Source organism: Flavobacterium amniphilum, assembly GCF_023634845.1.
Taxonomy (GTDB): Bacteria; Bacteroidota; Bacteroidia; order Flavobacteriales; family Flavobacteriaceae; genus Flavobacterium; species Flavobacterium amniphilum.
The window spans coordinates 46,878-73,388 of record NZ_JAMLJL010000009.1 but is presented as its reverse complement, the minus strand read 5'-3'; the positions used below and the strand labels follow the sequence as shown (position 1 = coordinate 73,388).

The 26,511-nt window shown below is 35.3% G+C and carries 23 protein-coding genes and 1 tRNA gene; 11 read left to right on the top strand and 13 right to left on the bottom strand.

The genetic code is table 11. From position 1 onward, the window contains the following. Positions 1–128: 128 nt before the first annotated feature. The 3 genes from NAT51_RS11610 to NAT51_RS11600 form a co-directional block, all read right to left on the bottom strand. Complete coding sequence (locus NAT51_RS11610) at positions 129–1,583, bottom strand: hypothetical protein (RefSeq protein WP_250599095.1); 1,455 nt, start codon at positions 1,581–1,583, stop codon at positions 129–131. 42 nt (positions 1,584–1,625) lie between these two features. After that, entirely contained in the window at positions 1,626–2,798 is a 1,173-nt protein-coding gene (locus NAT51_RS11605; protein ID WP_250599094.1) for a GlmU family protein, read from the bottom strand. A gap of 120 nt (positions 2,799–2,918) precedes the next feature. Further along, positions 2,919–3,170 (bottom strand): type B 50S ribosomal protein L31, encoded by a 252-nt coding sequence (locus tag NAT51_RS11600; RefSeq protein WP_250599093.1) that lies wholly within the window; start codon positions 3,168–3,170, stop codon positions 2,919–2,921. Between the two features lie 219 nt (positions 3,171–3,389). Between NAT51_RS11600 and NAT51_RS11595 the strand changes: the two genes are divergently transcribed. The 5 genes from NAT51_RS11595 to NAT51_RS11575 all read left to right on the top strand — a co-directional run bounded on the left by NAT51_RS11595 (position 3,390) and on the right by NAT51_RS11575 (position 9,222). Beyond that, positions 3,390–3,911 (top strand): DUF4199 family protein, encoded by a 522-nt coding sequence (locus NAT51_RS11595; RefSeq protein ID WP_250599092.1) that lies wholly within the window; start codon positions 3,390–3,392, stop codon positions 3,909–3,911. Continuing rightward, positions 3,911–4,870 carry a glycosyltransferase family 2 protein gene (locus tag NAT51_RS11590; protein WP_250599091.1) on the top strand — a complete coding sequence of 320 codons (960 nt, stop codon included), beginning with the start codon at positions 3,911–3,913 and terminating at the stop codon, positions 4,868–4,870. Before NAT51_RS11595 ends, NAT51_RS11590 begins: the two co-directional genes overlap by 1 nt. Before the next feature lie 30 nt (positions 4,871–4,900). After that, a complete protein-coding gene (locus NAT51_RS11585) occupies positions 4,901–6,628 on the top strand; it encodes a phospho-sugar mutase (protein WP_250599090.1) in 1,728 nt (575 codons plus the stop codon). Then, on the top strand, positions 6,628–8,457 hold the full coding sequence (locus NAT51_RS11580; protein ID WP_250599089.1) for an ABC transporter ATP-binding protein: 1,830 nt from the start codon (positions 6,628–6,630) through the stop codon (positions 8,455–8,457). The genes NAT51_RS11585 and NAT51_RS11580 overlap by 1 nt, the downstream gene beginning before the upstream one ends. Positions 8,458–8,520: 63 nt before the next feature. Then, a complete protein-coding gene (locus NAT51_RS11575; protein ID WP_250599088.1) occupies positions 8,521–9,222 on the top strand; it encodes a hypothetical protein in 702 nt (233 codons plus the stop codon). On the opposite strand, the gene NAT51_RS11570 is transcribed toward NAT51_RS11575, so the two are convergent. The 4 genes from NAT51_RS11570 to NAT51_RS19750 are packed head-to-tail and all read right to left on the bottom strand — an operon-like array spanning position 9,215 to position 14,569. Next, positions 9,215–9,664, bottom strand: a complete 450-nt coding sequence (locus NAT51_RS11570; protein WP_250599087.1) for a hypothetical protein — start codon at positions 9,662–9,664, stop codon at positions 9,215–9,217. The genes NAT51_RS11575 and NAT51_RS11570 overlap by 8 nt on opposite strands. After that, the gene (locus NAT51_RS11565; RefSeq protein ID WP_250599086.1) at positions 9,665–10,372 is read right to left on the bottom strand and encodes a hypothetical protein; all 708 of its coding nucleotides are present in this window, start codon (positions 10,370–10,372) and stop codon (positions 9,665–9,667) included. Between the two features lie 39 nt (positions 10,373–10,411). Next, positions 10,412–12,874 carry a TonB-dependent receptor gene (locus NAT51_RS11560; protein ID WP_394799700.1) on the bottom strand — a complete coding sequence of 821 codons (2,463 nt, stop codon included), beginning with the start codon at positions 12,872–12,874 and terminating at the stop codon, positions 10,412–10,414. Further along, positions 12,875–14,569 (bottom strand): M23 family metallopeptidase, encoded by a 1,695-nt coding sequence (locus NAT51_RS19750; RefSeq protein ID WP_317245538.1) that lies wholly within the window; start codon positions 14,567–14,569, stop codon positions 12,875–12,877. 188 nt (positions 14,570–14,757) lie between these two features. Between NAT51_RS19750 and NAT51_RS11550 the strand changes: the two genes are divergently transcribed. The 3 genes from NAT51_RS11550 (at position 14,758) to rny (ending at position 17,120) form a co-directional block, all read left to right on the top strand. Continuing rightward, on the top strand, positions 14,758–15,048 hold the full coding sequence (locus NAT51_RS11550) for a DUF3450 domain-containing protein (RefSeq protein WP_250599084.1): 291 nt from the start codon (positions 14,758–14,760) through the stop codon (positions 15,046–15,048). Positions 15,049–15,056: 8 nt separating this feature from the next. Continuing rightward, positions 15,057–15,350 carry a cell division protein ZapA gene (locus NAT51_RS11545; protein WP_250599083.1) on the top strand — a complete coding sequence of 98 codons (294 nt, stop codon included), beginning with the start codon at positions 15,057–15,059 and terminating at the stop codon, positions 15,348–15,350. Positions 15,351–15,557: 207 nt separating this feature from the next. Next, entirely contained in the window at positions 15,558–17,120 is a 1,563-nt protein-coding gene (rny, locus tag NAT51_RS11540) for a ribonuclease Y (RefSeq protein WP_250599082.1), read from the top strand. A gap of 43 nt (positions 17,121–17,163) precedes the next feature. Here rny and NAT51_RS11535 read toward each other — a convergent pair whose 3' ends face one another. Continuing rightward, the gene (locus NAT51_RS11535) at positions 17,164–18,627 is read right to left on the bottom strand and encodes a PAS domain-containing sensor histidine kinase (protein WP_250599081.1); all 1,464 of its coding nucleotides are present in this window, start codon (positions 18,625–18,627) and stop codon (positions 17,164–17,166) included. 315 nt (positions 18,628–18,942) lie between these two features. On the opposite strand from NAT51_RS11535, the gene NAT51_RS11530 reads away from it, so the two are divergent. Beyond that, complete coding sequence (locus tag NAT51_RS11530; RefSeq protein WP_250599080.1) at positions 18,943–20,607, top strand: S8/S53 family peptidase; 1,665 nt, start codon at positions 18,943–18,945, stop codon at positions 20,605–20,607. Between the two features lie 385 nt (positions 20,608–20,992). Here the strand turns inward: NAT51_RS11530 and NAT51_RS11525 are convergent. Next, a tRNA-Met gene (locus NAT51_RS11525) sits at positions 20,993–21,066 on the bottom strand. Between the two features lie 149 nt (positions 21,067–21,215). On the opposite strand from NAT51_RS11525, the gene NAT51_RS11520 reads away from it, so the two are divergent. After that, entirely contained in the window at positions 21,216–21,608 is a 393-nt protein-coding gene (locus tag NAT51_RS11520) for an START-like domain-containing protein (RefSeq protein WP_250599079.1), read from the top strand. Between the two features lie 65 nt (positions 21,609–21,673). After that, positions 21,674–22,483 carry an aminotransferase class IV gene (locus NAT51_RS11515; protein ID WP_250599078.1) on the top strand — a complete coding sequence of 270 codons (810 nt, stop codon included), beginning with the start codon at positions 21,674–21,676 and terminating at the stop codon, positions 22,481–22,483. On the opposite strand, the gene NAT51_RS11510 is transcribed toward NAT51_RS11515, so the two are convergent. The 4 genes from NAT51_RS11510 to NAT51_RS11495 form a co-directional block, all read right to left on the bottom strand. Next, positions 22,480–23,040 carry a YqgE/AlgH family protein gene (locus tag NAT51_RS11510; protein WP_250599077.1) on the bottom strand — a complete coding sequence of 187 codons (561 nt, stop codon included), beginning with the start codon at positions 23,038–23,040 and terminating at the stop codon, positions 22,480–22,482. The genes NAT51_RS11515 and NAT51_RS11510 overlap by 4 nt on opposite strands. 117 nt (positions 23,041–23,157) lie before the next feature. After that, positions 23,158–23,433 carry an HU family DNA-binding protein gene (locus NAT51_RS11505; protein WP_250599076.1) on the bottom strand — a complete coding sequence of 92 codons (276 nt, stop codon included), beginning with the start codon at positions 23,431–23,433 and terminating at the stop codon, positions 23,158–23,160. 180 nt (positions 23,434–23,613) lie between these two features. Then, positions 23,614–24,564 carry a methionyl-tRNA formyltransferase gene (gene fmt / locus NAT51_RS11500; protein WP_250599075.1) on the bottom strand — a complete coding sequence of 317 codons (951 nt, stop codon included), beginning with the start codon at positions 24,562–24,564 and terminating at the stop codon, positions 23,614–23,616. Then, positions 24,564–26,459, bottom strand: a complete 1,896-nt coding sequence (locus NAT51_RS11495; RefSeq protein WP_250599074.1) for a RecQ family ATP-dependent DNA helicase — start codon at positions 26,457–26,459, stop codon at positions 24,564–24,566. Before NAT51_RS11495 ends, fmt begins: the two co-directional genes overlap by 1 nt. Positions 26,460–26,511 lie beyond the last annotated feature (52 nt).

The following is a 26,511-nucleotide window of genomic DNA, read 5'->3' as shown; positions in this document are numbered from 1 at the left end:
TAAAGGAATAAATTTATATAAAAAACCACGACTACATTTGCAGTCGTGGTGTTATAATTTTATTAAAACATTCAAACAGCTAAAATTACTACCTGAATCAAATTGCATTTTGTTCTTAAAAGTCTCTCTTATTTTTTACACTGATTGTATTCTTTAACAATCGTAATCAGGTTTTCAACTACTTTTAAATCAAAAGCACCATCGTTAATTTCTTTTGATAATGCCGGACATGAATTCAGATATTCAGAAAGTTCCTTGCTCAATTTTTGATTTTCCCTGGCATCAATCATTTGTCCCGATGGATTTGATTTCAATTTCAGTACAAAACGGTTATCTTCAATAGGATCAACTAAAACAGTATTCTCTTTTTCAGTAAACAAAACTTTATAAAAATATGCATTATTAAAACCTAACGACATGGCATTAGACAGTTTTTTCATTGAGTCTCCTTTAACTTTCATGCCTTCATAAGTCACTTCATTTCCGGAATTATCCATGACAACAAATTTGATATTATCCTTTGCCGCGAAAGTTTTCACTCTTTCCGATCCTTTTTCGTTCAAATATTTAACTGAAACATATTTCCCATAATTATCGATAGCATCGACAACCTCTGTGTTTCCGGTTTGATTGATATCCAGTTTTTCAAATTGAACGGTTACATATCCTTGATATTTAATCCCTTTTTCATCAATAACATATCCTTTTACCCTATAATGATTCCTACTTCTTTCTTTTGCAAGATTTACTTTTTCCTGATGGATTTGTTGGTTATAGGATTCTGCCTGGTGTCTCAAAGTATACCCCCTAAAAACCAGCTCCTCGATTAACTCTTTATAAAACATACTGTTATCAACTGAAGAATATCTTTTTTCAGCTTGATAGGTAAAGGTTTTTGAATTGAAAAGTTCTACCTCAACATCATTATTCATATTTCCGGTAACACTGGCACTTGCCACTAAAATATTATCCAAATCATACACCTGAACAAGCGGTTTTGGTCCCATTGAAGAATAACCGGAAGTAGCTGAAGTAATTCTCCCCACAATGGATGTTCCGGTATTTCCTCCAAAATTAACTGTACCATCCTTACTAACTGAAGGATTATATCTGCTAACAACATCTTTCTTTTCTTCCCTGTCTTTTAAAAGTGCAATTTTTGCCTGTGTTGCCTTATCACCAATACTTTCTCTTGGCGTATTAAAAAACTCATCTATTTTTGCCGGATTAAAACCATTAACATCAAACAATTGATATTTTGCGCTTAACAAGTGAAATGTAATTTTTGAAGAACTCAACGAAGTGATAAGAACTTCATATGGAATTTCAGATTTTTTGGTATTATCCGCATTTGAAACGACCAACCATTGATTAATAATTGTCTGGCCTTCCATTAACGTTTTATATTCAACAGTTAACTTTTTAGTTCCCTGCAAATCAGAGAGCACATACATATCCCGCACTTTATCATCATAAATTGCGACTTCTTTTTCATCAATAAGTATTCTGTCTTTTTTTGTTTTTAATTTTTGGGCAAAACCCAACAATGGGATCAAAAGGAATACTAAAATTTTAAATTTCATTTTGCAAGTTTTAAGTTTGTTACAGCCAATTTAATTATTTTTTTATTCCTTTCTGAATTTTTTGGTTTCTTCAAAGACATGTTCCAAAATTTTGGCATCTTCTTCGGTAAATTCAACCTGTCTGCGGGCCATTACTATTTTAGCGGTCTGAAAAGCCTTGTTAGTCATATAAGTTGTAAATCCGGAAGCACCGCCCCAAGAAAAACTTGGTACAAAATTACGTGGAAAACCCGATCCGAAAATATTAGCCGAAACCCCAACAACCGTACCGGTATTGAACATGGTATTGATTCCGCACTTACTGTGATCACCCATCATCAAACCGCAAAATTGCAATCCGGTCTTAGCAAAACCTTCAGTTTCATAACTCCACAATTTAACTTCTTCATAATTATTTTTTAAGTTGGAATTATTACTGTCGGCTCCAATATTACACCATTCCCCCAATACTGAATTTCCTAAAAAACCATCATGACCTTTATTGGAATATCCGAACAATACTGAATTATTAACCTCTCCACCAATTACGGAATGTGGCCCAACAGTAGTTGCTCCATAAACCTTAGTTGCCAATTTAACTCTTCCGTTATCACAAAGAGCAAAAGGACCGCGGATTACTGATCCTTCCATTATTTCGGCATTTTTACCAATGTAAATCGGTCCGGTAGAAGCATTTAAAGTAACAAACTCAAGTTTTGCACCTTCTTCAATGAAAATGTTTTCAGGCGCAATTACATTTACCGATTTTGGTATGGTTTGCGAATGACGGCCTTCCGTAATCAATTCATAATCTTCACGCAAAGCAGCATCATTCTTCGAAAATATATCCCAAGTGTGCTCGATACGGAGACATTCTTCAGAAAATTCAAGAATTTCAAAAGTATCAAAATCAACTTCCTGATTTTCTTTACTGTAAAACGCCACAACCTCATCATTATAAAATATTGCCTGATTTTCTTCGAGATTCCGGATCATTTCAACCAAAATTTCATTTGGAAGAAAAGAAGCATTGATCATAATATTTTCTTCCATTTCCACCATCGGATACTTATCCATCAAGTACTCCTCTGTTAATGTTGTAGTGGTATAACCAAGGTGTTTTTCCCATTTTTCCCGTATGGTCAGAATTCCTACCCGGATATCTGCAACAGGTCTTGTAAAAGTAAACGGAAGTAAGGCATTACGAACGGTTCCGTCAAATAATATGTAGTTCATTTCTTATCTCTATTGAATTTCTGTGACGCTAAGTTACAAAGTTTGCAACTAAAACCACCAACACAAAATAAAAAAAGCCTTTCCGTATGGAAAGGCTTCATATATCTCAGAATTCCTGAATTATTTTTGGAATTTTGCGTATTTGTTTTTGAATTTATCGATACGACCAGCTGTATCAACCAATTTAGATTTACCTGTATAGAACGGGTGAGATGTTCTAGAGATCTCCATTTTGAACACTGGATATTCAACTCCTTCGTGAACGATTGTTTCTTTAGTTTCTACTGTAGATTTAGTAATGAAAACATCGTCATTTGACATGTCTTTGAATGCTACTAATCTGTAATTTTCCGGGTGAATTCCTTTTTTCATGATAAATCTTTGTTATGTTTTGCTGCTTTAGATCTTGATGCTTCTTACTTAAAAAAGGTATCGATTTACGGCAACTTTTATTTTATTTCTATTTATTTTAGGGTGCAAATTTACAATTATTTTTTTAATTCCAAACAATATGTAACATTTTTTGATTTCAATCACTAATAACCATAACTTTAATAATTAGTATATTTGTAAACCAATTTAACAAAACACATGAACAAAATCATTAAGGAAAACGGCATACAATTCGGTATCATTATTGGAATCATCTCAATCCTCTTACCGGCTGCAACCTACATAAGTGATAAACCATTATATAAAAATGTATATATAGGACTACTTTCTTACTCTATTTATTGGGTAATAAGAATTTATCAGGCAAAAAAAACCAAAACCGAATTACAAAGTCAAACTGTTACACTGAAAGAAATTTTTACAACTTTATTAATTTCAACAACTATAGGAATAATTATTTCTACCCTTTTTAATTATCTTTTCTACAACTTTTTTGCAATTGATCTCATGCATGAGACAAATGAATTCATGAATTTAAAACAGCTGGAAATACAGAAAGTTTTCAATAAAGGAGGATTTGATAAACGGAAAATAATGGAACTCAATAACTTTTCTCTTGAAATTTTATTAAAGAATGGTGTTGTTTCTATTTTAATAAGTTCAATTTTTAATTTAATTTTGGCAGCTATTTTCAAATCAAAAACATCAAATCAATTATAGTGGATATTTCCGTAATCATTCCTTTACTAAACGAACAAGAATCGTTACCTGAATTAAGTACTTGGATAACCAAGGTCATGACTGCAAACAATTTCAGCTATGAAGTTATTTTCATAGATGACGGAAGCAGCGACAATTCATGGGAAATCATTGAAAATTTATCCAAAGAAAATTCAAGTTTCAAAGGAATACGTTTTTTAAGCAATTACGGAAAATCACAGGCACTACATGCTGGTTTTGCCAAAGCACAGGGAGATGTTATCATTACCATGGACGCAGATCTACAGGATAGTCCGGATGAAATCCCTGAACTTTACAATATGATTACCAAAGACGGACTTGATCTGGTTTCAGGCTGGAAAAAAAAGCGTTATGACAGTGTTGTTGCTAAAAACCTTCCTTCCAAACTATTCAACTGGGCGGCCCGGAAAACATCCGGAGTTCATTTGAATGATTTCAATTGCGGATTAAAAGCCTATCAAAATAAAGTTGTCAAAAACATTGAAGTTTCGGGTGAAATGCACCGCTACATACCGGTTTTGGCGAAAAATGCAGGTTTTAAAAAAATAGGCGAAAAAGTCGTAATCCATCAGGCGCGTAAATACGGTGAATCAAAATTCGGAATGAACCGTTTTATCAATGGATTTTTAGACTTAATCACCATCTGGTTTTTATCCAAATTTGGTAAGAGGCCTATGCACTTATTCGGCTTATTGGGAACCATCATGTTTATGATTGGTTTTATATCCGCCGGATACATCGGAATCATGAAACTCTGGAAATTATATTTTACGAATCAGGAAACCATTTTGGTAACTGAAAACCCTTGGTTCTACATTTCCCTGACCACCATGATTATCGGAACACAATTATTCCTGGCCGGATTTTTGGGCGAAATAATTCTTCGCACCAAAAACAATGAAGAACGTTATAAAATTTCAGAAAAAGTTAATCTGTAAAAAATATTTTTAATTCTAAAATTAAAGAAAATGCATATCGAAAAGGCAATTTTAGATAAGGTAAATGTCTGGCTGACCCCGACATTTGACAAAGAAACACAAGAAACCATCATTGAAATGATGACCTCTTCCCCAAAAGAACTGGAAGAGTCATTTTATAAAAACCTTGAATTCGGAACAGGTGGAATGCGTGGTGTAATGGGCGTTGGAACCAACCGTATCAACAAATACACCTTAGGCAAAAACACACAGGGTTTATCCAATTATTTAAAAAAGTGTTTCCCGGACGAGCAAATCAAAGTTGCAATTGCCTATGATTGCCGCCATAACAGCGACACATTAGCCAAAGTAGTTGCCGATGTATTTTCAGCTAATGGAATTAAAGTATATCTTTTTTCTGAAATGCGCCCTACTCCTGAATTATCATTCACGGTCAGACATTTAAACTGCCATACAGGAATTGTTTTAACAGCTTCACACAATCCACCGGAATACAACGGATACAAAGTATACTGGCAGGATGGCGGCCAGATTGTTCCGCCACAGGATGCTGAAGTGATTGCAGAAATAGAAAGTCTGGAATACAGCAATATCAACTTCAATGCAGATGAAAATTTAATCGAATACATTGACACTGCCATTGATGAAGCTTTCAGGGATTCGACAATTAAAAATGCTAGTTTCGACACTTCTGCTGATGCCAGAAAAAAATTAAAAATCGTTTACACCTCACTTCACGGAACTTCCATCAAAGCCATTCCCGGCGTTTTGGAAAAAGCAGGTTATACTGATGTGAATATTGTTGCCGAGCAGGCACAACCCGACGGGAATTTCCCTACGGTTGCTTCTCCAAACCCTGAAGAACCGGAAGCATTGGCCATGGCTATGGAATTAGCCGATAAGATCAATGCAGATATTGTTGTGGGAACCGACCCCGATTCAGATCGTTTGGGAGTTGCCGTTCGCAATACGGAAGGCAAGATGATTTTACTGAATGGCAACCAAACCATGGTAGTCATGACCGCTTTCCTATTGGAACAATGGAAAAAACAAAACAAACTAAGCGGAAACGAATTCATCGGTTCTACCATCGTTTCAACGCCTATGATGCTGGAATTAGCCTCTGCTTATGATGTAGAATGCAAAGTAGGATTAACAGGATTCAAATGGATTGCCAAATTCATTAAGGATTTCCCTAATCAGACCTATATTGGCGGTGGCGAGGAAAGTTTCGGATTTATGGTGGGTGATGCCGTACGCGATAAAGATGCGGTTGCCGCTATTTTATTAGTCTGTGAAATTGCCGCCCAAGCGAAAGAAAAAAGCAGCTCATTATACCAGGAATTACTACAAATGTATGTCGATTTCGGGTTTTACAAAGAACATTTGATTTCAATTACCAAAAAAGGAATTGATGGAGCAAACGAAATCAAACAAATGATGATTGACTTACGTCAAAATCCATTAAAGGAAATCAACGGCGAACGTGTGGTTTGTGTGGAAGATTACCAATCATCTAAAGGAAAAGATTTCATGAACGGTGAAGAATTCGATATTACGATACCAAAATCAAACGTATTGATTTATTATTTGGAAGACGGAAGTAAAATTTGTGCACGACCTAGCGGTACCGAGCCTAAAATAAAATTCTATTTCAGCGTGAACTGTACTATTGACAGTATTGCAGATGTTCCCGAAGCTGAAAAACAATTGGATACAAAAATCAAAAACATTATTGCTGAAATGCAATTGAACTAATGGATAATAATCTCAAAAAATTAATCCCTTTTGCCTTAGTTTACAAAAAGGACATTATACTGAATATTGTATACAATATCTTTTATGCCTTTTTCTCTACTTTGCTGATGGTATCTATGATTCCAACCTTAAATGTAATTTTCGGTTTGAACAAAAAAATAACGGTTGAACCTAAATTCAACGGAATTGGAGGAATCAAAACATATCTTGAAGATTATCTGAACTTTAAAGTGACAGAACTAACTGCCAACAATAGTTTTGAAGTTGCCATACTCTTCGTTATATCAATCATTATTGCAACTGCATTCTTAAAAAACATAACCAACTACTTCGCTTCTTATCACGTAACAAGACTGCGCAACGGAGTATTAAAAGATATCAGGGAAAAATTATATGAAGTAATTATTCATTTGCCTGTTTCTTATTATTCCGAAAAAAGAAAAGGTGATGTAATGTCAAGAATGCTAGGAGACGTAAACGAAGTGAAAAACTCATTCTTTCAGGTATTGGAACTCGTAGTAAGGGAACCTTTGACCATATTATTCTCCATTATCACCATGTTTTTCATCAGTGCAAAACTGACACTTTTTGTGTTTTTATTCATCCCGGTTTCAGGAATCATCATCTCAAGAGTTGGAAAAACATTAAAAGCGAAATCTACAAAAGCACAGGAACAAAACGGAATACAAATTTCCATTTTAGACGAAACATTAAGCGGTTTAAAAGTTGTAAAAGGATTTAATGCCGAAGACAAATTCATTTCAAAATTCAATGCTTCCCTTCAGCGCCTTTTGAGACTTTCAAACAGCATTGGAAACAAAAACAATTTAGCTTCTCCATTAAGTGAATTTCTGGGAATTGTAACCATAGCAATTTTGTTATGGTACGGAGGCCAATTGGTAATTGTTGACAAATCATTGGCACCAACAACTTTCATCGCATATATAGCTCTTGCTTATACCATTTTAACACCGGCCAAAGCCATCTCCAAAGCTTCCTATCAGGTAAGAGGAGGATTAGCAGCAGCCGAAAGAGTTTTTAGTATTTTAGAAGAAGAAAACACAATACAAAACAAACCTGACGCAATCGTAAAAGATACTTTTGACCGTAACATTAAGCTAGAAAACATCAATTTTGCTTATCAGGAAGAAAATGTCCTGACCAATTTCTCGATTGAAATCCCGAAAGGAAAAACCATAGCGTTAGTTGGCCAGTCAGGTTCCGGAAAAAGTACAATTGCTAATTTACTGACACGTTTTTACGATGTAAATGAAGGTAAAATAACCATTGACGGAATTGACATTAAGGACATGGACATGCACTCACTCCGTTCTTTAATGGGATTAGTAACCCAGGATTCCATTTTGTTCAATGATTCGATTAAAAACAATTTACTGATTGGCAAACCTAATGCAACTGATAATAAAATTATTGAAGCTCTAAAAGTTGCAAATGCCTATGAATTTGTAAAAGATTTACCTGAAGGAATTGAAACCAATATTGGTGATTCCGGAAGTAAACTTTCAGGTGGACAAAAGCAACGTTTATCAATTGCCCGTGCTGTATTAAAAAATCCTCCGATTATGATTTTGGATGAAGCAACATCAGCATTGGATACCGAAAGTGAAAAATTTGTTCAGGTTGCTTTGGAAAACATGATGCAAAACCGCACTTCCATAGTGATTGCACACCGTTTATCCACAATTCAAAAAGCAGACAACATTATCGTAATGCAAAAAGGAGAAATTGTTGAACAGGGAACACATGATGAATTATTAGCTAAAGAAGGTACGTATTCGAAACTTGTCATGATGCAGTCTTTCGAATAGTTTGCAATTTCGTGTTGAAGATTTAAAACAGATTTGAATTAAAATTTGTATCTTCAAATCAGAATGTACACCGAAAACCCTAATATTCATCTTACCGACAATCCGGACACTATCGTTTGGAAATACCTTGATTTATCTAAATTCCTGGATATTTTATTATCGGGAAAGATGTTTATGTCACGGTCGGATAAGTTTGAAGATCAGTACGAGGGTACTTTCAGTGAACCAACTTATGAGGAAATCCGTAAAATTGCCGAAAACAATCCTGAATTTCTGGCTTATTACAAATCACACCGAGAAAAAGTTGTAGTAAGCAGTTGGCATACCAATGAATATGAAAGTTTTGCCATGTGGCAGATTTTCACCAAAAACAATGAAGGCCTGGCCATACAGTCAACCATCGGAAGATTGAAAAAAGCTTTGGAACCTGAAAAAAATTTCAATCAATACATCGGTGAGGTAAATTACATCGATTATAAAAAAGAATATATTCCTTTTGAAGATGATTTCTTTCCATTCCTGTTCAAACGGAAAAGCTTTCAATACGAAAGAGAAGTAAGGGTCATCACCGATGTCTCGGCACATCAGATAACCATTAATGAAGGCTTAAAAATCAACGTAGATATTAACCGTCTTATTGAGAAAATTTACATCCACCCGAAAAGCGAAAACTGGTATAAAAAACTGGTAATTGAATTGGTTGAAAAACTGGGCTTTGGATTTGAAATTGAAAAATCAGATCTGGAAAGCGATATTCTTATTTAAATTCCTGGGAAAGCTCATCATCCCATTTAAAAGTGTTCAATATCCAACCATTTTTGTTTTTATAGAAAACATATATCAAACGAATAGCCTGATTTTCAAATCGCAAAATATACGTTTCCCTGATTGCAAAATCACTGATTTTCTCTTCTTTGATTTTTGAAACGCCTTCAACTTTACCAAATCTTGACTGTAACAGTTCCATAAATTGAACTGTTTTATCTTCAAGACTTGTCATTTCATTATCAGGCAAAGGCCAATAAGGCTTTAATTCTTTAAAAAAAACAGGAAATTTACCTTCTTTAAAAAGGTTGGTTGCTTTCTTTGAAAATTCAGAGATCTCTTTAGGAGATTGAAAGAATTTTTTCTGGGCATGAGATGATGTGAAACCTAATAACAAAATCAGGAACACAATCTTTTTTATGTTCTCCCTTAACTCTTTCATCTATTGTTCAATTGGCGAATAATCTTCAACTTTCCATTCATCAGCATTCAGATTCACATAATGGTAATGCATCTTGTCCTTCTTATCGAATGCGCCATTTTTATTAATATCTTCGATTGTTCTGAAATATAGTCTGTTTAGGGAATCAATTACATTCCAATCAATCAACTCTTGTAATTCACCTGAAAGTTTCTGGAAACGAAAACCACTGAAATCACTTATATATAATGACTTAATATCATTTGCATCAATTTTACCGTCACGGTTTGTATCTGAATCTACAAGAGAATAAACCAATATTTGTCTTTTGGTTTTACTGGCAATAGTATTTAAAAATGTAGCCGTCTGAATTTGTACATTCTTATCTGTCAATGGACGTAAAGAAGTAGAATCAATATGCTGGAATTTGATATTCTGGAAATAACCTGTCAATTCAAAACTGTTATAATTCGACAAAGCATAACTCCCTACGTTAGTTTTAACCGATCCATAGCTACCCCTTTCATAAGCAACCTGAACATCACCGATTGCATGTAACAAATATTTGGTACCTTCCATGTGAATAGGCAAATCAGCTACCTTAATCTGAGAAGAATCTTTCTTAACCTCCTGAACTTTAGAATCTTCGTAAATCACTTTTGGTTTCTCTTCTTCCTTACAACTTGCCATTAACGAAAGTATGGGCAATATATATAACAGCTTTCTCATTTTCCGACTGATTTTGTATCAAATATACTACTTTTTGAATTACAATTTGGCGCTGATTTTAAAACTAAAAACGCGTGAGGTAAGATAATTAGGCACTCCATACTGTGATTTTGTATACACATCCCTTACCCAGGTATTTGTAATAGCATTCTGGTTATTAAACATATTAAAAATCTCCAGTCCCACTGACAAATCCTTGAATTTATTCAACCAACTTGAAACATCTTTAGCTCTGGCCCTATCTGTAAATACATATGAAAAACCAACATCAGCACGACGGTAATCCCTTAATCTTAATTGGTAATCATACGGATCTGCATAAGATGGTGAACCACCTGGCAGTCCCGTGTTGTAAACCAAATTCAGATACACTTTACATGCCGGAATATTAGGCACATAATCCTGAAAAAGAATTCCGAACTTCAATCTTTGGTCTGTTGGCCTTGCAATAAAACCTTTATTATCAATGTTTTCTTCCGTTTGCATATATCCAAAACTCAACCAGGATTCTGTTCCGGGAACAAATTCACCATTTAAACGTAAATCCAGACCCTGAGCGTATGCAGTTGCATTGTTTTCTGCTGCATAACGGATACGGACATTATCCAATGTATACGGATTTACATCTGTAAGCGACTTATAATACGCTTCGGAAACCAATTTAAAAGGCCTTTCCCACATTTTAAAACTGTAGTCATTACCCAGAACAATATGCACCGATTGTTGTGCCTTCACATCAGGCTGGACCACACCTTGTTTATCACGCAATTCCCTGTAAAAAGGAGGCTGATGATATAATCCACCTGACAAACGGAACAACATGTCCATATCCCAATCCGGTTTGATAGCAAATTGCGCCCTCGGACTGACAGTCATCTGGCTTTTACCTGAAATATCCTCACCACTAACCTGCCACTGATGTGCACGTACTCCTATATTCGTAAAAATCTCGTGTTTATTCCAAAATGAACGTCTGTTCCATTGTGCATAACCCGAAATTCTGTCAATGTTAGTAAAATTAATTGCCCTTACATTACTGTATGGTGCCAATGGTCCAGTATACGGATTATATGGCTGATCATTTACCGGAAAATCCAATATAGGATCGTTTAGTGAAAATCCTGCCGAATCCACTACCTCCCATTCCCTAATCCTGTCACGGATACTTTCCCTTGTATATTTTAATCCCCAGTCAATTTGATTCTGGTTTTTCTTGTGTGTTCCTTTTACTTCGGCATTAAAAATCAAAGCATCCAAATCATTTCGGGCATGTGTTAACTGTGAACCAATTCCTCTTGTAAATTCAACTTCTCCGAAATCATCATCCCCCATATCACCGTTAACTTCTCCTAATCGGTACTGTCCAAAAATATCAAAATACTCCTGTTCCTGTGTATGATAAGCCGAACCTATCAATTTTAGCGTAAAGTTTTCACTTTTTTCAAAAACACCTTTATAAGCTCCAAAAAAAGTAGTGTATCTGTCCTTTTCCTGACCTTCATAATAAACCAGTAAAGCAATTGGCTCACTGATTGTACCAAAATTTGTCTGACGAACTTTTGGTCTGTAATCGTATTTATTTTGAGAGATATTGCCAAGGAAACCGTGTTGCCATTTACTATTGGGCGTATAGGTAATATACGACTGTACATCAACAAAACGTGGTCTGAAATCTACTTCCGTCTGCTGGCTTTTAACCAACATACTGTTATCACGGTAACGGATTCCGGTAATATGGGTCCATTTTTGATCTTTAGAAGCATTTTCAACAGCCAGATTTACACCTAAATAACTAGCATCCAATGAAACACCAAATTTTGTTGGCCTACGGTAGGTTATATCCAAAACAGAAGATAATTTATCCCCAAATTTTGATTGAAATCCACCTGCCGAAAAATCGATATTCTGAACCAAATCCGTATTGGCAAAACTCAACCCTTCCTGTTGCCCGGAACGGATTAAAAAAGGACGGTACACTTCTACTTCATTGACATACACCAAATTTTCATCATAATTACCACCACGTACTGCATATTGTGTACTCAACTCATTATTAAAATTAACTCCCGGTAATAATTTTAAAATATTTTCAACACCAGGATTAGCCCCAGGTATTTTTCTTACGGTTCTTGGCGAAATAGTTGTCACTCCTTCGACCCTTTTTTTTCTGTTTTTATCAACGAACACCTCTCCTATAGTCTCAGCTGAATTTTTCATCACAACGTTGAATTCATAATCTTCATTCTTCCTTAATTCCATAGCAACAACTGCCGGTTTAAGTGAAACGTGTGAAAATTTCAAATTTGATTTTACATTCGGTTCAACAACCAAGACATAAAATCCGTTTTCGTTAGTTATTGTTTTTTTATCCTGAAAAGAGATATTAACTCCTTCTACAGGTTTATTATCTTCATCAAAAACAATTCCTTTTATTCTGGCTGTCTGCGCAAAAAAAGTTATCGAAAAAAAGAAAAAAAGCAGTGAAAAATTAGTTTTCAAAATTTATGATTTTGTTTTAAAAAAGTGTGATTCAAATTTAGCGGTATTACCCATATTATCTTTGACTTCTATCAAAAAGTCATTTCTTCCGTCTGCAAATATATCATCGGAAAAATTATGTATCAATCTATTTAATTTTGTTTCATATTCCATTAAAATCCATTTCCCGTTCAAATAGGCATTGTATTCCTTAATACCGGACAACTCATCCGATATTGATATTTTCAGATTATTTTGCAAATCAAGCGTATCGCCTTCCTTGAAATTCGGGTTGTATATTTTTGGCATCATTTCATCTTTCCCAAGAAAAAATTTACCCAATTTCTTAGTTTTTATCAGAAAGATATTTTCTTTTTTGAAAGTTGAATTGTATTCCGTTTTATTCCCGTCTAAGTTTGCTATAAACATTTTTTCACGTTCTTCCGCCGGAATTTTGGAAACATCAAACGTTATCTGGAACGGATTATTGACAGCAACTGTCTCGTCATGCAAAAGTAACTCATTGTTTTTAACTTCAAATTTTAAATAAAAATCTTCGTAAAATGTATTTTCGGGAAAAAACACCGAAATATCATCTTTTGCATAACTATTATCATTTTGGGCTTTCAGTAAATAAGGTGTTTTGACTTCATCATCAAATTGGGTAACCGGAAGCTTTCCATACGAAATAGGTACATTGATAATACTTTTATTTCCGTGAAAATCTTCGAGAACAATTTTATAATAAAGTGTGAAATTATTGGCCAACTCAATAATTCCGCTATTCTTCATCATTTTAATAATGCTCACCGGATAAAGAAATCCCACAAAAAGTTTCTGAAAACGCTGTTTGGTTAGTTTGTATCTCGGATAATCAATAAAACAATTGATATGCTTCATTTCATCAAAAGAGAACGAATCAAACTTGAACTCATAATAAGGTATTCCGTTTAAATAAGCATCAACCCTGAAAATTCCGTTTTTCCCATAATTATAATCGGAAATATCATGTGCGCTCAATCCAAAACCGATAGAGCCGTTTGCTGTTACCTTTCCGGCTAAATACGTACCGTCTTTTTGTAGTGTCAACGGAATATTTACCGGTTTTTCAGATCCATTCACATTTGTTTTATCACTTATCGGATAAACCAAAAGACCACTGATAATGGGAGCTTTCGTATCTTTTACTTTTTCATCATATCCAAAAAAAAACGGATTGATCGCAAATTCTGTTTTTGTATCACGGACTTCAAAATGCAGGTGTGGCCCGGATGAACCTCCCGTATTTCCTGAATAACCGATAAGTTCACCTTTTTTTACCGGTAAAATATCGGCTCCCGGTCTGATTTCAATCGAATAACTTTTTTGGGCATACTGTGTTTCATAAACTAATTTATGAACTGCGGGCGCAAGTGACTGTAAATGCGCATAAACTGTTGTAAACCCATTCGGGTGGTCAATATAAATGCATTTTCCGTAACCGTATGTCGAAATATTTACCCTCGAAATAAAGCCGTCTGCAGTGGCATAAACCGGAAAACCTTCTTTTTGTTGTGTCCTGAAATCAATTCCGGTATGAAAATGATTCGGTCTTAATTCCCCGAAAGAACCGGCAATACTCAGCGGTATGTCCAACGGTGATCCGAAATAATCTCTGGGATACTGGTCTTGGCTGAAAATTGGGGTTAAAAAGAATAAAAAGAAAACTAAAATCCGCATAAAAAACATTTGTGCTAATATAACGATTTTGTTTAATAAAAAATTACGCACAACACTAATTGATAATACTTTAAATATGAGATTGTTACAAAATAAAATTAACAAAAATCATTTTTTTTGGCTAAGCTATTGGTATAATTCAACAGGAATACTAACTTTGTAAAGTACGTAATGAATTTTTTATTGCAATGAGTGACATTGGAGGAATTGTTGATTCTCTTGAAGTTAAGTTTCAAAAACTTACCAAAAAGCTGGAAAGTCTACAGCAAACTAATGAAGGTTTGTTGATAAAGCTTAGCCATTCTGAGAAAATAATGCAAAGCCAAAGTCAGGAAATTAAAGAATTAAAAGCAAATTCCGACTCAATAAAAATCACAAATTCATTACTTGGTAGTGACGAATATAAACGAGATACAAAGCTTAAAATAAATTCATTAATAAGAGAAATAGACTATTGTATAGCCCAACTTTCTGATTAGAAAGCATAATGAGTGAAAAACTAAAAATTAAAATATCGATTGCAGACCGTATTTATCCGTTAACGGTAGATCCAAGTCAGGAAGAAGGATTGAGAAGTGCTTCTAAAAAGATAGACGCAATGATAAAACAGTTTGAACAAAATTATGCAGTCCGCGACAAACAAGATGTTTTAGCGATGTGTGCCTTACAATTTGCAGCTCAGGTTGAACAAAAACAAATAGACAAAACATCTATTGAAGAAACAACAAAGTTAAAACTGGAGCGCCTAAATGACTTATTAAGCGAGTATTTAGACAAATAAACGTTCTTTACATATACTAACAATACTACCTACATTAGTAATTATTTGATAAACTCAACACTAACATTTTAAAATGAGTAAATCTTCGGTACTATAGCAAGCCTTTCAGTAGGAAGCTTGAACACTGAGTTAACTCAAAACTTGTACATACGAGTTTATACATTTCTTCTAATGTAGGTTTTTTTTATATATAAACACAAACAAACTATGGACATTTTGACAATAATAATTGCAGCCGTTGTAGGGATAGCAGGTGGTTTTGGGATCGCAAAATTCATTGAAAAAAGCAATGTTTCCAACTTAATCAAAAATGCTAAAAAAGAAGCTGCTTCAATTTTAAAAGATGCAAATCTTGAGGCCGAAAACACCAAAAAAGATAAAATCTTACAGGCCAAAGAAAAATTCATCGAATTAAAAGCTGAGCATGAGCAGGTAATTATTGCCCGTGACCGAAAAGTTGCCGAGGTTGAAAAAAGGGTAAGAGACAAAGAATCACAGATCTCAAATGAATTAGCAAAAGCTAAAAAAGTTAACGACGAATTTGAATCAAAAGCAGCCGAATACCAAACAAAGATTGAGTCTTTGGACAAAAAAGCTGCCGAAGTAGAAAAAATGCACCGCTCACAAGTAGAACAACTGGAAACTATTTCGGGATTATCTGCAGAAGAAGCAAAAGAACAATTAGTAGAAAGCTTAAAAGCTGAAGCTAAAACCAGTGCTATGGCGCACATTCAGGAAACAATTGAAGAAGCCAAGTTAACAGCACAACAGGAAGCTAAAAAAATCATCATCAATACCATTCAGAGAGTTGGTACAGAAGAAGCCGTTGAAAACTGTGTTTCTGTATTCAACATCGAATCTGACGACGTAAAAGGACGTATCATTGGCCGTGAAGGACGTAACATTCGTGCTATTGAAGCCGCTACAGGAGTTGAAATCATCGTTGACGATACACCTGAAGCTATTATCCTTTCATGTTTTGACCCGGTACGCCGTGAAGTTGCCCGTTTAGCATTACACAAACTAGTTACAGACGGACGCATCCACCCGGCACGTATTGAAGAAGTTGTTGCCAAAACGCAAAAACAAATCGAAGATGAAATTATTGAAGTTGGTAAACGTACCGTTATCGATCTTGGTATTCACGGATTACACCCTGAATTAATCAAAATCGTAGGACGTATGAAATACCGTTCTTCATACGGGCAAAACTTACTACAACACTCCCGTGAAGTGGCTAAACTATGTGGTTTGATGGCTGCTGAACTTGGATTAAACGTAAAACTGGCAAAAAGAGCCGGTTTATTACACGACATCGGAAAAGTTCCTGATACTGAAAGTGACCTACCACATGCTTTGTTAGGTATGCAATGGGCCGAAAAATACGGTGAAAAAGAAGAGGTTTGCAACGCAATTGGAGCACACCACGATGAAATCGAAATGAAATCATTGCTATCTCCTATCATTCAGGTTTGTGATGCCATTTCCGGAGCACGTCCAGGAGCTAGACGTCAGGTTTTAGACTCTTATATCCAACGTTTGAAAGATCTTGAAGATATCGCTTACGGATTTGGCGGGGTAAAAAGCGCTTACGCCATTCAAGCCGGTAGAGAATTACGCGTAATTGTAGAAAGCGAAAAAGTTTCCGATGAAATGGCAGCCAAATTATCTTTCGACATTTCGCATAAAATCCAAACAGAAATGACTTATCCTGGACAAGTGAAAATCACTGTAATCAGAGAAACAAGAGCGGTTAACATCGCTAAATAAGATAAAACAAAAAAAGACCGTTAAAAATTATAGCGGTCTTTTTTTATCTCTTAAAATACACTTTAAAAATCGTTCCTTCACCTACTTCACTCTGCACCTCTATCTTCCCTCCCATGGCTTCAATCTGGTTTTTGGTAATATACAGCCCGATTCCTGTCGAATCTTTATGCTTGTGGAATGTTTTATACAAACCAAAAATAACATCTTTATATTTAACCAAATCAATCCCCAAACCGTTGTCTTTTACACAAAGTACGTAATACTCTATAAATTCTTCACAATCTTCCAAATAAAACTCAATCTTAGTTTCGGGTTTATCAGGGTCAGAATACTTAATTGCGTTCGTTGCCAGATTCAGAATAATACTTTCCAGATAAGCCGGAATAAATGAAACAGCAACATCATTAGGCACTTTATTGACTATAGAGACTTTTTTCTTCTGTATTTCATCATTCAAAATCAATAACACCTTAGCCAAATATTCGGCTATATTCAGATCTTGTTTTTCAACACTTGCAGAAACCTGGACATTCACCAATTCAACAAGATTTTCAATCGTCCCGGTCAATTCATCCGAAACAGTCTGTAAACTATTAATCACCTCTTCAGTAGTCAGGTAGCCATTTTTATGAAACGTAAGCAACGTACTGAAATTACCGGTATGGTTTTTTAAATTATGAGAAACAATATGGGCAAAATTAAGCAGCTTCCCTTTTTGGTTATTTACCATATCAAAAGTCTCCTGAAGCTTCTGTTCTTTTTCCTTTTGAGCCGTAACATCTGTATGTGTACCTATAATCCGCAAAGGTTTTTCATTTTCATCCCGCAGAATCACTTTCCCTCTGTCCAAAATCCATTTGTAGCGACCCTTACACAAAACCCTGTGATACGTTTCGTAATAAGGTATTTTTCCGTCAAAATGCTCCTGAATATTTCCAAAATAAGCCGCCTTGTCATCAGGATGCACCAACTCATCCCATTTCTCAGGATTATCAACTAAATCATTATCATTATCTTCTATTTCAAGGATTTTAAGTGACTGGGCGGAGTAAAACACCTTATTGGTAACCATATCCCAGTCCCAAACCCCGATACTGGACGCCAAATTTGCAAATTGACTACGCAACTCGGAAACTTTATGTTCTTCTTCCTGCTTTTTCTGACGGGTGATATTCGAATTGATTCCGTAAAAAATAACTGTTCCGTTATCTGTTTTTTCGGTCATGGCCATCACCTTACACCAACGTAAACCATCATCCGGAACAAGAATACGGAATTCAATTTCCCAATTTCCCGGAAAAACCCTTTTCTCATTAACAGATTCAATTATTCTGGATTTATCTTCGGGATGTATCAGACGTTTAAAAACAGCCCATGGATCATCTTCAAATTCAGAAAAAGTAGCACCGCAGAATTCTTCAATCTGACCATTCAAATAGTCAAATCTAAGCTCACCATCCTGATCAATAGTAAACTGAAAGAAAATATAAGGTTGTTTAGAAATCATTCGGTTCAAATAAATTTCATCAAGTACATTCAATTTCTTCTCCCTCACCTCTTAAAATTTATCGTGTTGTTAAGCAATATTAATGAAATTATTGAATAAAAGTAAGAATTTTATAAAAATTTCAGCCATTTTTTCTGCCCAAATTTCAATCCTAAAACATTTAACTTCAAGATTTTCAAACCATCACTTTTAACATTCAACTAAACAGAAATAGATTTCATTCTTATCAAATTTAAAATTTAAATCTTCAAATAAGATTGAAATACAACAAATTGACATTGGCTTTTAATACCTTTGTCAAAAACACCAAACAATTTGAAACAGCTAACCTACCTATTAATTTTAACGAGCTTACACTTTTTTGCACAAAACAGAAAAGGAAATCTCCATTTGACTCCCAATTCAGAATCACACGAGTTGTACATATCTATAAAACCATCAATCAATCTTAATCCTGAAGATTTCAATAAGGACCTCATCCAACTTATTCCTGAGATGAAATCATTGATTACCGAATACGGCATTCATTTTGAAAAAGGAATAAATATTTCAGAAGACAAATTGAAATTCCTGTCATCTGAAGCCTTCCGATTAACCAAAAACGATGTTTCCATACAAAAACTCAGAAATATTTTAAAAATTAAAATCAACAACCCGACCAATCAAAAACTTTGGGAATTAGCCGAAAAACTGGAAGCGCTCAAAGACGTCGAATATTGTTCTTTGATGACATTGACTCCTATCGCTCCACCAACCGATATACCGCCAACAACAAGCAATTACGAGCTCAATCAAACATATTTTGGAGCTAATCCGGGTGTAAACATGAATTACGCACACGGATTGGGGCTTTCCGGAAATGGAATCCGTGTTCGTGATGTTGAATATGGTTTCAATCATAATCATGAAGACCTGAACGAAGTAAACGCCTCAATTGCTCCGGGAATGACCATAAGTCCTGATGCCACATCTTTATACACAGAACATGGAACGTCAGTTTTCGGAATTGTAATGGGACACAAAGACACCTATGGAACTACAGGATTAGCTTATAATGCCCAGGAAATGGTTTTATTTCCTGAATGGCAGGAAATTGGCTATGACCGTGTAAATGCAGTCAGCGAAGCCATTACCGCATCTCAGGCCGGAGATGTGATCATATACGAAATGCAAACTTACGGACAAGGGAATAATTACGTGCTTGCTGAATTTGACAATCCAATCTGGGATTTGACAAAAGCTGCAACCGACGCCGGAATCATTATCGTTGCAGCAGCCGGTAACGGCAACCAAAATTTGGATTCGGCGTATTATACTTCTTACAGGGCCAGAGGAAATTCGGGCGCTATCATTGTAGGCGGCGGAAGATCTAACACGACACACAACAGAATTTCATACAGCACATACGGAGCAAGAGTCGACGTGCAGGGATGGTCTGAAAATGTTTTCACCTGTGGTTACGGAGATTCGGTTTTGATCAACAATGATATGAATCAGGGCTATACTAATTTTTCAGGAACAAGTTCAGCCACACCAATGGTAGCATCCTGCGTGGTTGTCTTACAATCTTATTACCACAATTCAACCGGATCATTCATGTCACCTTCAGAAATGAATACCTTATTAAAAAACACAGGAACACCACAAGGAAGCGGAGTAAGCGGACATATCGGACCACTTCCCAACATGCAGGCAGCCATTCAGCAAATACAAGGAACTTTAACTGTTGATGACGAATCACAATTACAGTTTTCTGTTTTCCCAAATCCTGCAGAAGATCACCTGACAATTAATTTACCTGAATCGGTTTCAGGAAAAACTTCTGTTGAATTGTATGATAACTTAGGAAGAAGCTTATTTTTTAATCCTGAATTCATAAAAGAAATCCAAATTGACCTTTCAAATTTCCCAACCGGGATGTATTTTATCAAAATAACATCTGAAAATAAAACCGCAACAAGGAAATTTCTAAAAAAATAAATACACTTTTTAAAACAACAGAAGAAATAAAGTTATCTGACCACACTTTTTAAAATTATTGAAACGAACCTAAGAAAAAAAAAAAAAAAAATCATCTCTATCTTTTAGTTTCGTTTCACCTTGTGACAAATAATTAATTCTCATTTTTTTGTCACAACTTTAAAACAAGATTTCATTGTCCGGCAGCAAAACAAGAAGTAAATCGAAGCAAAAACCATGTTTTTTTTTGAATCGGGATCGGGATACTGAATCTTCAATTGAGTTATAAAACAATGTTCGCTTTTATGTTCTAAGCGAACACACTTTCAAATTAGTTTCAGATAATTTTAAATTTTTGAACATAAAAAAACCCTAACTATTTGATTAGTTAGGGTTTACTTTTCAGTAGCGAGGACGGGAGTTGAACCCGTGACCTCAGGGTTATGAATCCTGCGCTCTAACCGACTGAGCTACCTCGCCATTTTACGTCGGTATTGCATCTCTCAATGCGGGTGCAAATATAACACTAAATTCATTTGTTCCAAATTTATTTTAAGAAAAATATTTATTTCAAATTTTATTTTTTTTTCAAACTTAATTCTATATATTTCCAAAAAAAACAATAGTACATGGATAGCAAAATACGTTATGAATTAGAATTTCCTATTCACTCTTCGCCGCAACTTTTATATCAATATATATCAACACCATCAGGTTTACAGGAATGGTTTGCAGACAATGTAAATTCGCGTGGCGAATTCTTTACTTTCATTTGGGACGACTCGCAGGAAAAAGCGCGCTTGTACTCAAAGAAAACAGGTGAAAAGATTAAGTTCAGATGGGTTGATGATGAAAATAAAGACACTGAATATTACTTCGAATTACGAATATTGGAAGATGACATCACAAAAGACGTTTCTTTAATGGTAATTGATTTTGCCGAAAAAGATGATCTGGAAGAAGCCAAAATGCTTTGGGAAAACCAAGTATCCGATTTGAAACACGTGATAGGATCTGTATAGGAATTCCAAATATTAAAACTTAAATTTGTCCCGTCTTGTTCTAAAAACAAGTCGGGATTTTTTTTATGCAACCACATTCTTTACATACAAACAGAGGTTTTTTATTTGGCGATGCTGTTTTTGAAACGGTAAAAATTTTAGACAGCAAAGTTCTTTTTGCCGAAGATCATTATTTCAGGTTAATGGCTTCTATGCGTATTTTGAGAATGGAAATCCCGATGGATTTTACTTTAGAATTCTTCGAAAACATAATCCTTTCCGATGCCAAAAAAGAACAAGTGGAAAATTCTTCCAGAGCCCGTTTAACCGTTTTCAGAAAAGACGGCGGTTTGTATTTACCAAAAACCAATGAAGTGGATTACATCATTTCCGTTTCCGGAGTTGAAAATCCGCTATACACAATCGAAAACAAAACATACGAGGTCGATATCTACAAAGATTTTCATGTTTCGAAGCAATTGCTTTCCACTTTAAAAACAACCAACAAGATATGCCACATAACCGGAAGCATCTTTGCCAATGAAAACGGATTGGACAGTTGTATTTTATTAAATGAAGAAAGAAATGTAACTGAATTCCTGAACGGCAATATTTTCATGCTAAAAGAAGGCGTTTTAAGCACTCCTCCCATCAACGAAGGATGTTTGAACGGCATTATGCGCAAACAAGTCTTAGCGATAGCCAAAACCATCAAAAACATCGAAGTCAAAGAAGAACCTGTCTCACCTTTTGATCTTCAAAAAGCAGACGAACTTTTTCTTACAAACGTAATAAAAGGAATCCAGCCGATTACCAAGTACCGAAAAAAGGAATTTGAAACAGTTTTTTCAAGTAATTTACTTCAAAAATTAAATACTAAAATTAGATTGGGTTAATTATAAATTGGATTTTCCGGAGCGTTAGACCAAATCAAATACTCACCGCCCTGCTCTTTGATTTTTTCTTTCCAGAAATCGGTAGGTGATTTTGCAATGATTTTATTTCTCAATTCATTTTCAGAAATAATCCAGGAATTAGACTCCAATTCATTCTGCAATTGTTCGGCATCCCAACCGGAATACCCCAAAAAGAACCGGATATTGTTACGCCCAACCTTACCTTCATTAATCAGGTTTTTGGTCAGTTCAAAATCGCCACCCCAATAAATACCTTCTGCAATTTCAATGCTCCCGGGAATTAGCTGTGGAACGTTGTGGATGAAATACAGATTGTCCTGTTCGATTGGTCCGCCGTTATAAATCTTGAATGTAGCACTGATTTCAGGTATCAGCTCATGTAAGGTATAACCAAGCGGTTTGTTAAGTATGAATCCTACCGAACCATCTTCGTTGTGGTCTGCAAGCAAAACCACAGATCTATTAAAAGATAAGTCTCCCGTAATAGAAGGTTCTGCCACAAGCAAGTGTCCTTTTTTTGGTTTTACAGCTATCATAACTCTATATTTTAGACTTAAATTTAACAAATTAATTGTCGATACTCCAAATAAAATCGTCAAATAGCACAAAAAAAGCCACGCAATGCGTGGCTTTTTATAATTTATAAAAAACTATTATTTGTTTACTGCACCTTCTAATTCAGCTCCAGCTTTGAATTTTACTACATTTTTAGCAGCAATCTTGATAGTTTTACCTGTTTGAGGATTTCTTCCTTCTCTTGCAGCTCTTTTAGAAACTGACCAAGATCCAAATCCAACTAGAGATACTCTTCCACCTTTTTTCAAAGTACCTTCAACATTGTCTAAGAATGATTCTAAAGCTAATTTAGCAGCAGCTTTTGTAATACCAGCGTGAGCTGCCATAGCATCGATTAAATCTGATTTGTTCATAATAATTGTTATTAATGATTGGTTAATACTAATTGTTAGTCTTACAAATTTAATAGGATTTCCTTACTACACAACACCTTAGCGTTATTTTTGCCAAATTTGTTAATAACTTCGATTTTTTGTTGATAAAACCCCGCTATTCATCGATAAAACCTACGATTTCTTTATTTTTTTCAAGGATTAACAGGCCTTGACAGCATCTGTAAATATCATTCCATTCAACAATTCATGGATTAACATTCGTTTTTTGCCCGGAAATTGTATGGATTTCACAACAAGATAACCACCATTTACAGCTAATTTCATCTCTTTTTTACCCAAAATTACCTTACCCGCTTCAAAATCATGATCCTCAATCTCCTTTTCAACATCATAAATTTTAACATTCCACTCTTCTTCACCATCCCTAAAACTACAGTAAGCAGCCGGATAAGGAGACAAACCTCTTATTAAGTCATAAACCTCATCAATGGATTTAGAAAAATCAATTTTACAATTTTCCCTGTCTAATTTATAGGCCGTCCTTATTTCAGGAGTATCTTTCTGTATGGTTGTTGCTACGTTCCCTTCTGAAATCCGGGATAGTGTTTCCAAAACCGCCCCACATCCTATAGCCATCAACCTGTCGTGTAATTCACCTGCATTTTCATCTGCTCCAATCATAGTCTCTTTGCTTAAAATCATGGCTCCGGTATCAATTTTCTCATCAATAAAAAAAGTTGTAACTCCGGTTTTTGCTTCACCATTAATAATTGCCCAATTAATAGGCGCTGCACCACGATAATTTGGCAAAAGCGAAGCATGCAGATTAAATGTCCCAAATTTTGGCATAGCCCAAACTGCTTTTGGCAACATTCTGAAAGCAACCACAACCTGCAAATTTGCTTCAAGTGAAGCCAACTCTGTTAAAAATTCTTCACTTTTCAAATTGGTTGGCTGTAATAATCGCAATCCTTTTTCAAGTGCATATTCTTTCACCGCCGAATACTTAATCTTCTGTCCACGCCCAGCAGGCTTATCTGCTGCTGTTATCACGCCAACTACTTCATGTTTCCCTTCCTGTACAATAGCATCCAGGATTCCCACCGCAAATTCCGGGGTACCCATAAAAACGATTTTTAATTTTTCCATTATTTATTTAATGTAAACTGATTTTTTGTGTTGATTGAAATTATATGATACTCCAGCATTTGCCTCAGTATATCCAAAATTTCCCTTTCTTCAAATTTTACCATTTCAACAATTTCCCTTGATGATAAATCTTTTTCGTTGAGCACTCGCCTTATGGCATCCTGAATTTCTTCTTTATTATTGACCACTTTATTTTTGGCAAGACAATAAGAACAAACTCCACATTGGCCAGTTGTTTCTTCTCCAAAATAATGCAACAATAAATTACTCTTACATTCCTTTCCGTCTTTCACATAATCAATTACAGAAGCCAATTGTCCCTTCTTAACTTCATTTTGTTTTTCAAGATACTTTGCTACCCGGTTTATGGTACGGTCATCTTCCCTGACTTCTAAAAAAGTAATTTTAGATTCATTTTGCTGGGCTAAATAATCAATAATTTGTGATTCTCCCAATTTTTCGAGCAAAGTTAAAACTTTAGCTTCTGTTGTACCTGCTTTTTTAGCCACAAATGCAGTATTGATATTTACCTGCATGTCAAAAACCCCGGGATAAGCACGCAAAACAGTTGTCATGACCAACTCATCTTCAGGATGCAGACTTATATAGCGGATCACTTCTTTGGATTCTATTATAAACTGAATTTGGGCTTTTTCTGAATATTCATTACTCAATGCAATAATCCCTTGCCGGTCCAAGAATTGCAAAGCATTAAAAGCTTTCAAAACCGGCAATTGGTATTTGGCACAAAACTGATTCAAACTGAACGCATATTCCTCATTAATTCCTTCTCCGTAAGCAATCTGAAAATAATTACAAAGTTTGACATATACCAACTTCAGAAAGGAGACATCCGGTAAAACAGCAATAAACTGACTTTCAGCCTGAATAGTATCCTGAGGCGAATGAATCAAAATCCCGAACGCTTTTTCACCGTTACGACCAGCCCGCCCAGCTTCCTGATAATAACTTTCCAGATTTTCCGGCAAATTAACATGGATAACCGTTTTTACATCCGGTTTATCAATCCCCATTCCGAAAGCACTCGTCGCAATCATTATCTGTGCTTCATTTTTCATCCACAAACCCATGTTTGACTCTTTCTCTTTTACAGGTAAACCTCCGTGATAGTAAGTAGCCTTAAATCCCATTTGATTCAATTTGGCTGCATACTCATGGCAACTTTTCCTGTTACGTACATACACAATGGATGACTGTTGGTTCTTAATCAGAATCTGATTGATTTTATACAATTTATCTTCAGCATTGACAACATGATAACCCAAGTTAGTTCTCGCGAAAGATTGTTTAAAAACCACAGGGTTATCCAAAGAGAGCAATTCAACAATATCTTTTTGGATCTGCGGAGTAGCCGAAGCTGTTAATGCTATAAAAGGAATTTTCGGAAAATGTATTTTAAGATTTTTTATTTTCAGATAAGAAGGTCTGAAATCGTGCCCCCATTGTGACACACAATGCGCCTCATCAACGGCAATCATGGAAATCGGCAAAGCTTTAATCCGCTCCAGAATCCATTCCTGCTCAAGGCGTTCAGGAGAAAGATACAAAAACTTATAATTACCAAACTGACAATTATCAAGCAGTTGAATCATCTCATCAGATTTAATACTCCCTGTCAGTGCAATTGCTTTAATATTTCTGTTTTGCAGCTGGGCAACCTGGTCTTTCATCAAAGCCACCAAAGGAGAAATCACAAGACATATTCCATTAAAAACCATGCCCGGCACTTGAAAACACAATGATTTCCCACCTCCGGTTGGCATTAGTCCGAAAGTATCTTTTTTTTCTAAAACAGAATGAATGATTTCTTCCTGTACCGGCCTGAACTCAGAATAGCCCCAATATTTCCCAAGAATCTGTAATGCTTCCTGCATTCTAAAAGTTTATGGTTTTATGGTCAGCAAGTTAAGTAATTTCGTTTTTAAC

Bases quoted from the DNA above. Each gene is read 5' to 3' on its own strand.
- fmt (WP_250599075.1), bottom strand. From the start codon at position 24,564: ATGGAAAAATTAAAAATCGTTTTTATGGGTACCCCGGAATTTGCGGTG.
- NAT51_RS11570 (WP_250599087.1), bottom strand. From the start codon at position 9,664: ATGAAAGAGTTAAGGGAGAACATAAAAAAGATTGTGTTCCTGATTTTG.
- NAT51_RS11520 (WP_250599079.1), top strand. From the start codon at position 21,216: ATGGATAGCAAAATACGTTATGAATTAGAATTTCCTATTCACTCTTCG.
- NAT51_RS11605 (WP_250599094.1), bottom strand. From the start codon at position 2,798: ATGAACTACATATTATTTGACGGAACCGTTCGTAATGCCTTACTTCCG.
- NAT51_RS11535 (WP_250599081.1), bottom strand. From the start codon at position 18,627: ATGATTTCTAAACAACCTTATATTTTCTTTCAGTTTACTATTGATCAG.
- NAT51_RS11495 (WP_250599074.1), bottom strand. From the start codon at position 26,459: ATGCAGGAAGCATTACAGATTCTTGGGAAATATTGGGGCTATTCTGAG.
- NAT51_RS11550 (WP_250599084.1), top strand. From the start codon at position 14,758: ATGAGTGACATTGGAGGAATTGTTGATTCTCTTGAAGTTAAGTTTCAA.
- NAT51_RS11575 (WP_250599088.1), top strand. From the start codon at position 8,521: ATGTACACCGAAAACCCTAATATTCATCTTACCGACAATCCGGACACT.
- NAT51_RS11610 (WP_250599095.1), bottom strand. From the start codon at position 1,583: ATGAAATTTAAAATTTTAGTATTCCTTTTGATCCCATTGTTGGGTTTT.
- rny (WP_250599082.1), top strand. From the start codon at position 15,558: ATGGACATTTTGACAATAATAATTGCAGCCGTTGTAGGGATAGCAGGT.
- NAT51_RS11505 (WP_250599076.1), bottom strand. From the start codon at position 23,433: ATGAACAAATCAGATTTAATCGATGCTATGGCAGCTCACGCTGGTATT.
- NAT51_RS11515 (WP_250599078.1), top strand. From the start codon at position 21,674: ATGCAACCACATTCTTTACATACAAACAGAGGTTTTTTATTTGGCGAT.
- NAT51_RS11600 (WP_250599093.1), bottom strand. From the start codon at position 3,170: ATGAAAAAAGGAATTCACCCGGAAAATTACAGATTAGTAGCATTCAAA.
- NAT51_RS11580 (WP_250599089.1), top strand. From the start codon at position 6,628: ATGGATAATAATCTCAAAAAATTAATCCCTTTTGCCTTAGTTTACAAA.
- NAT51_RS11545 (WP_250599083.1), top strand. From the start codon at position 15,057: ATGAGTGAAAAACTAAAAATTAAAATATCGATTGCAGACCGTATTTAT.
- NAT51_RS19750 (WP_317245538.1), bottom strand. From the start codon at position 14,569: ATGCGGATTTTAGTTTTCTTTTTATTCTTTTTAACCCCAATTTTCAGC.
- NAT51_RS11595 (WP_250599092.1), top strand. From the start codon at position 3,390: ATGAACAAAATCATTAAGGAAAACGGCATACAATTCGGTATCATTATT.
- NAT51_RS11510 (WP_250599077.1), bottom strand. From the start codon at position 23,040: ATGATAGCTGTAAAACCAAAAAAAGGACACTTGCTTGTGGCAGAACCT.
- NAT51_RS11585 (WP_250599090.1), top strand. From the start codon at position 4,901: ATGCATATCGAAAAGGCAATTTTAGATAAGGTAAATGTCTGGCTGACC.
- NAT51_RS11565 (WP_250599086.1), bottom strand. From the start codon at position 10,372: ATGAGAAAGCTGTTATATATATTGCCCATACTTTCGTTAATGGCAAGT.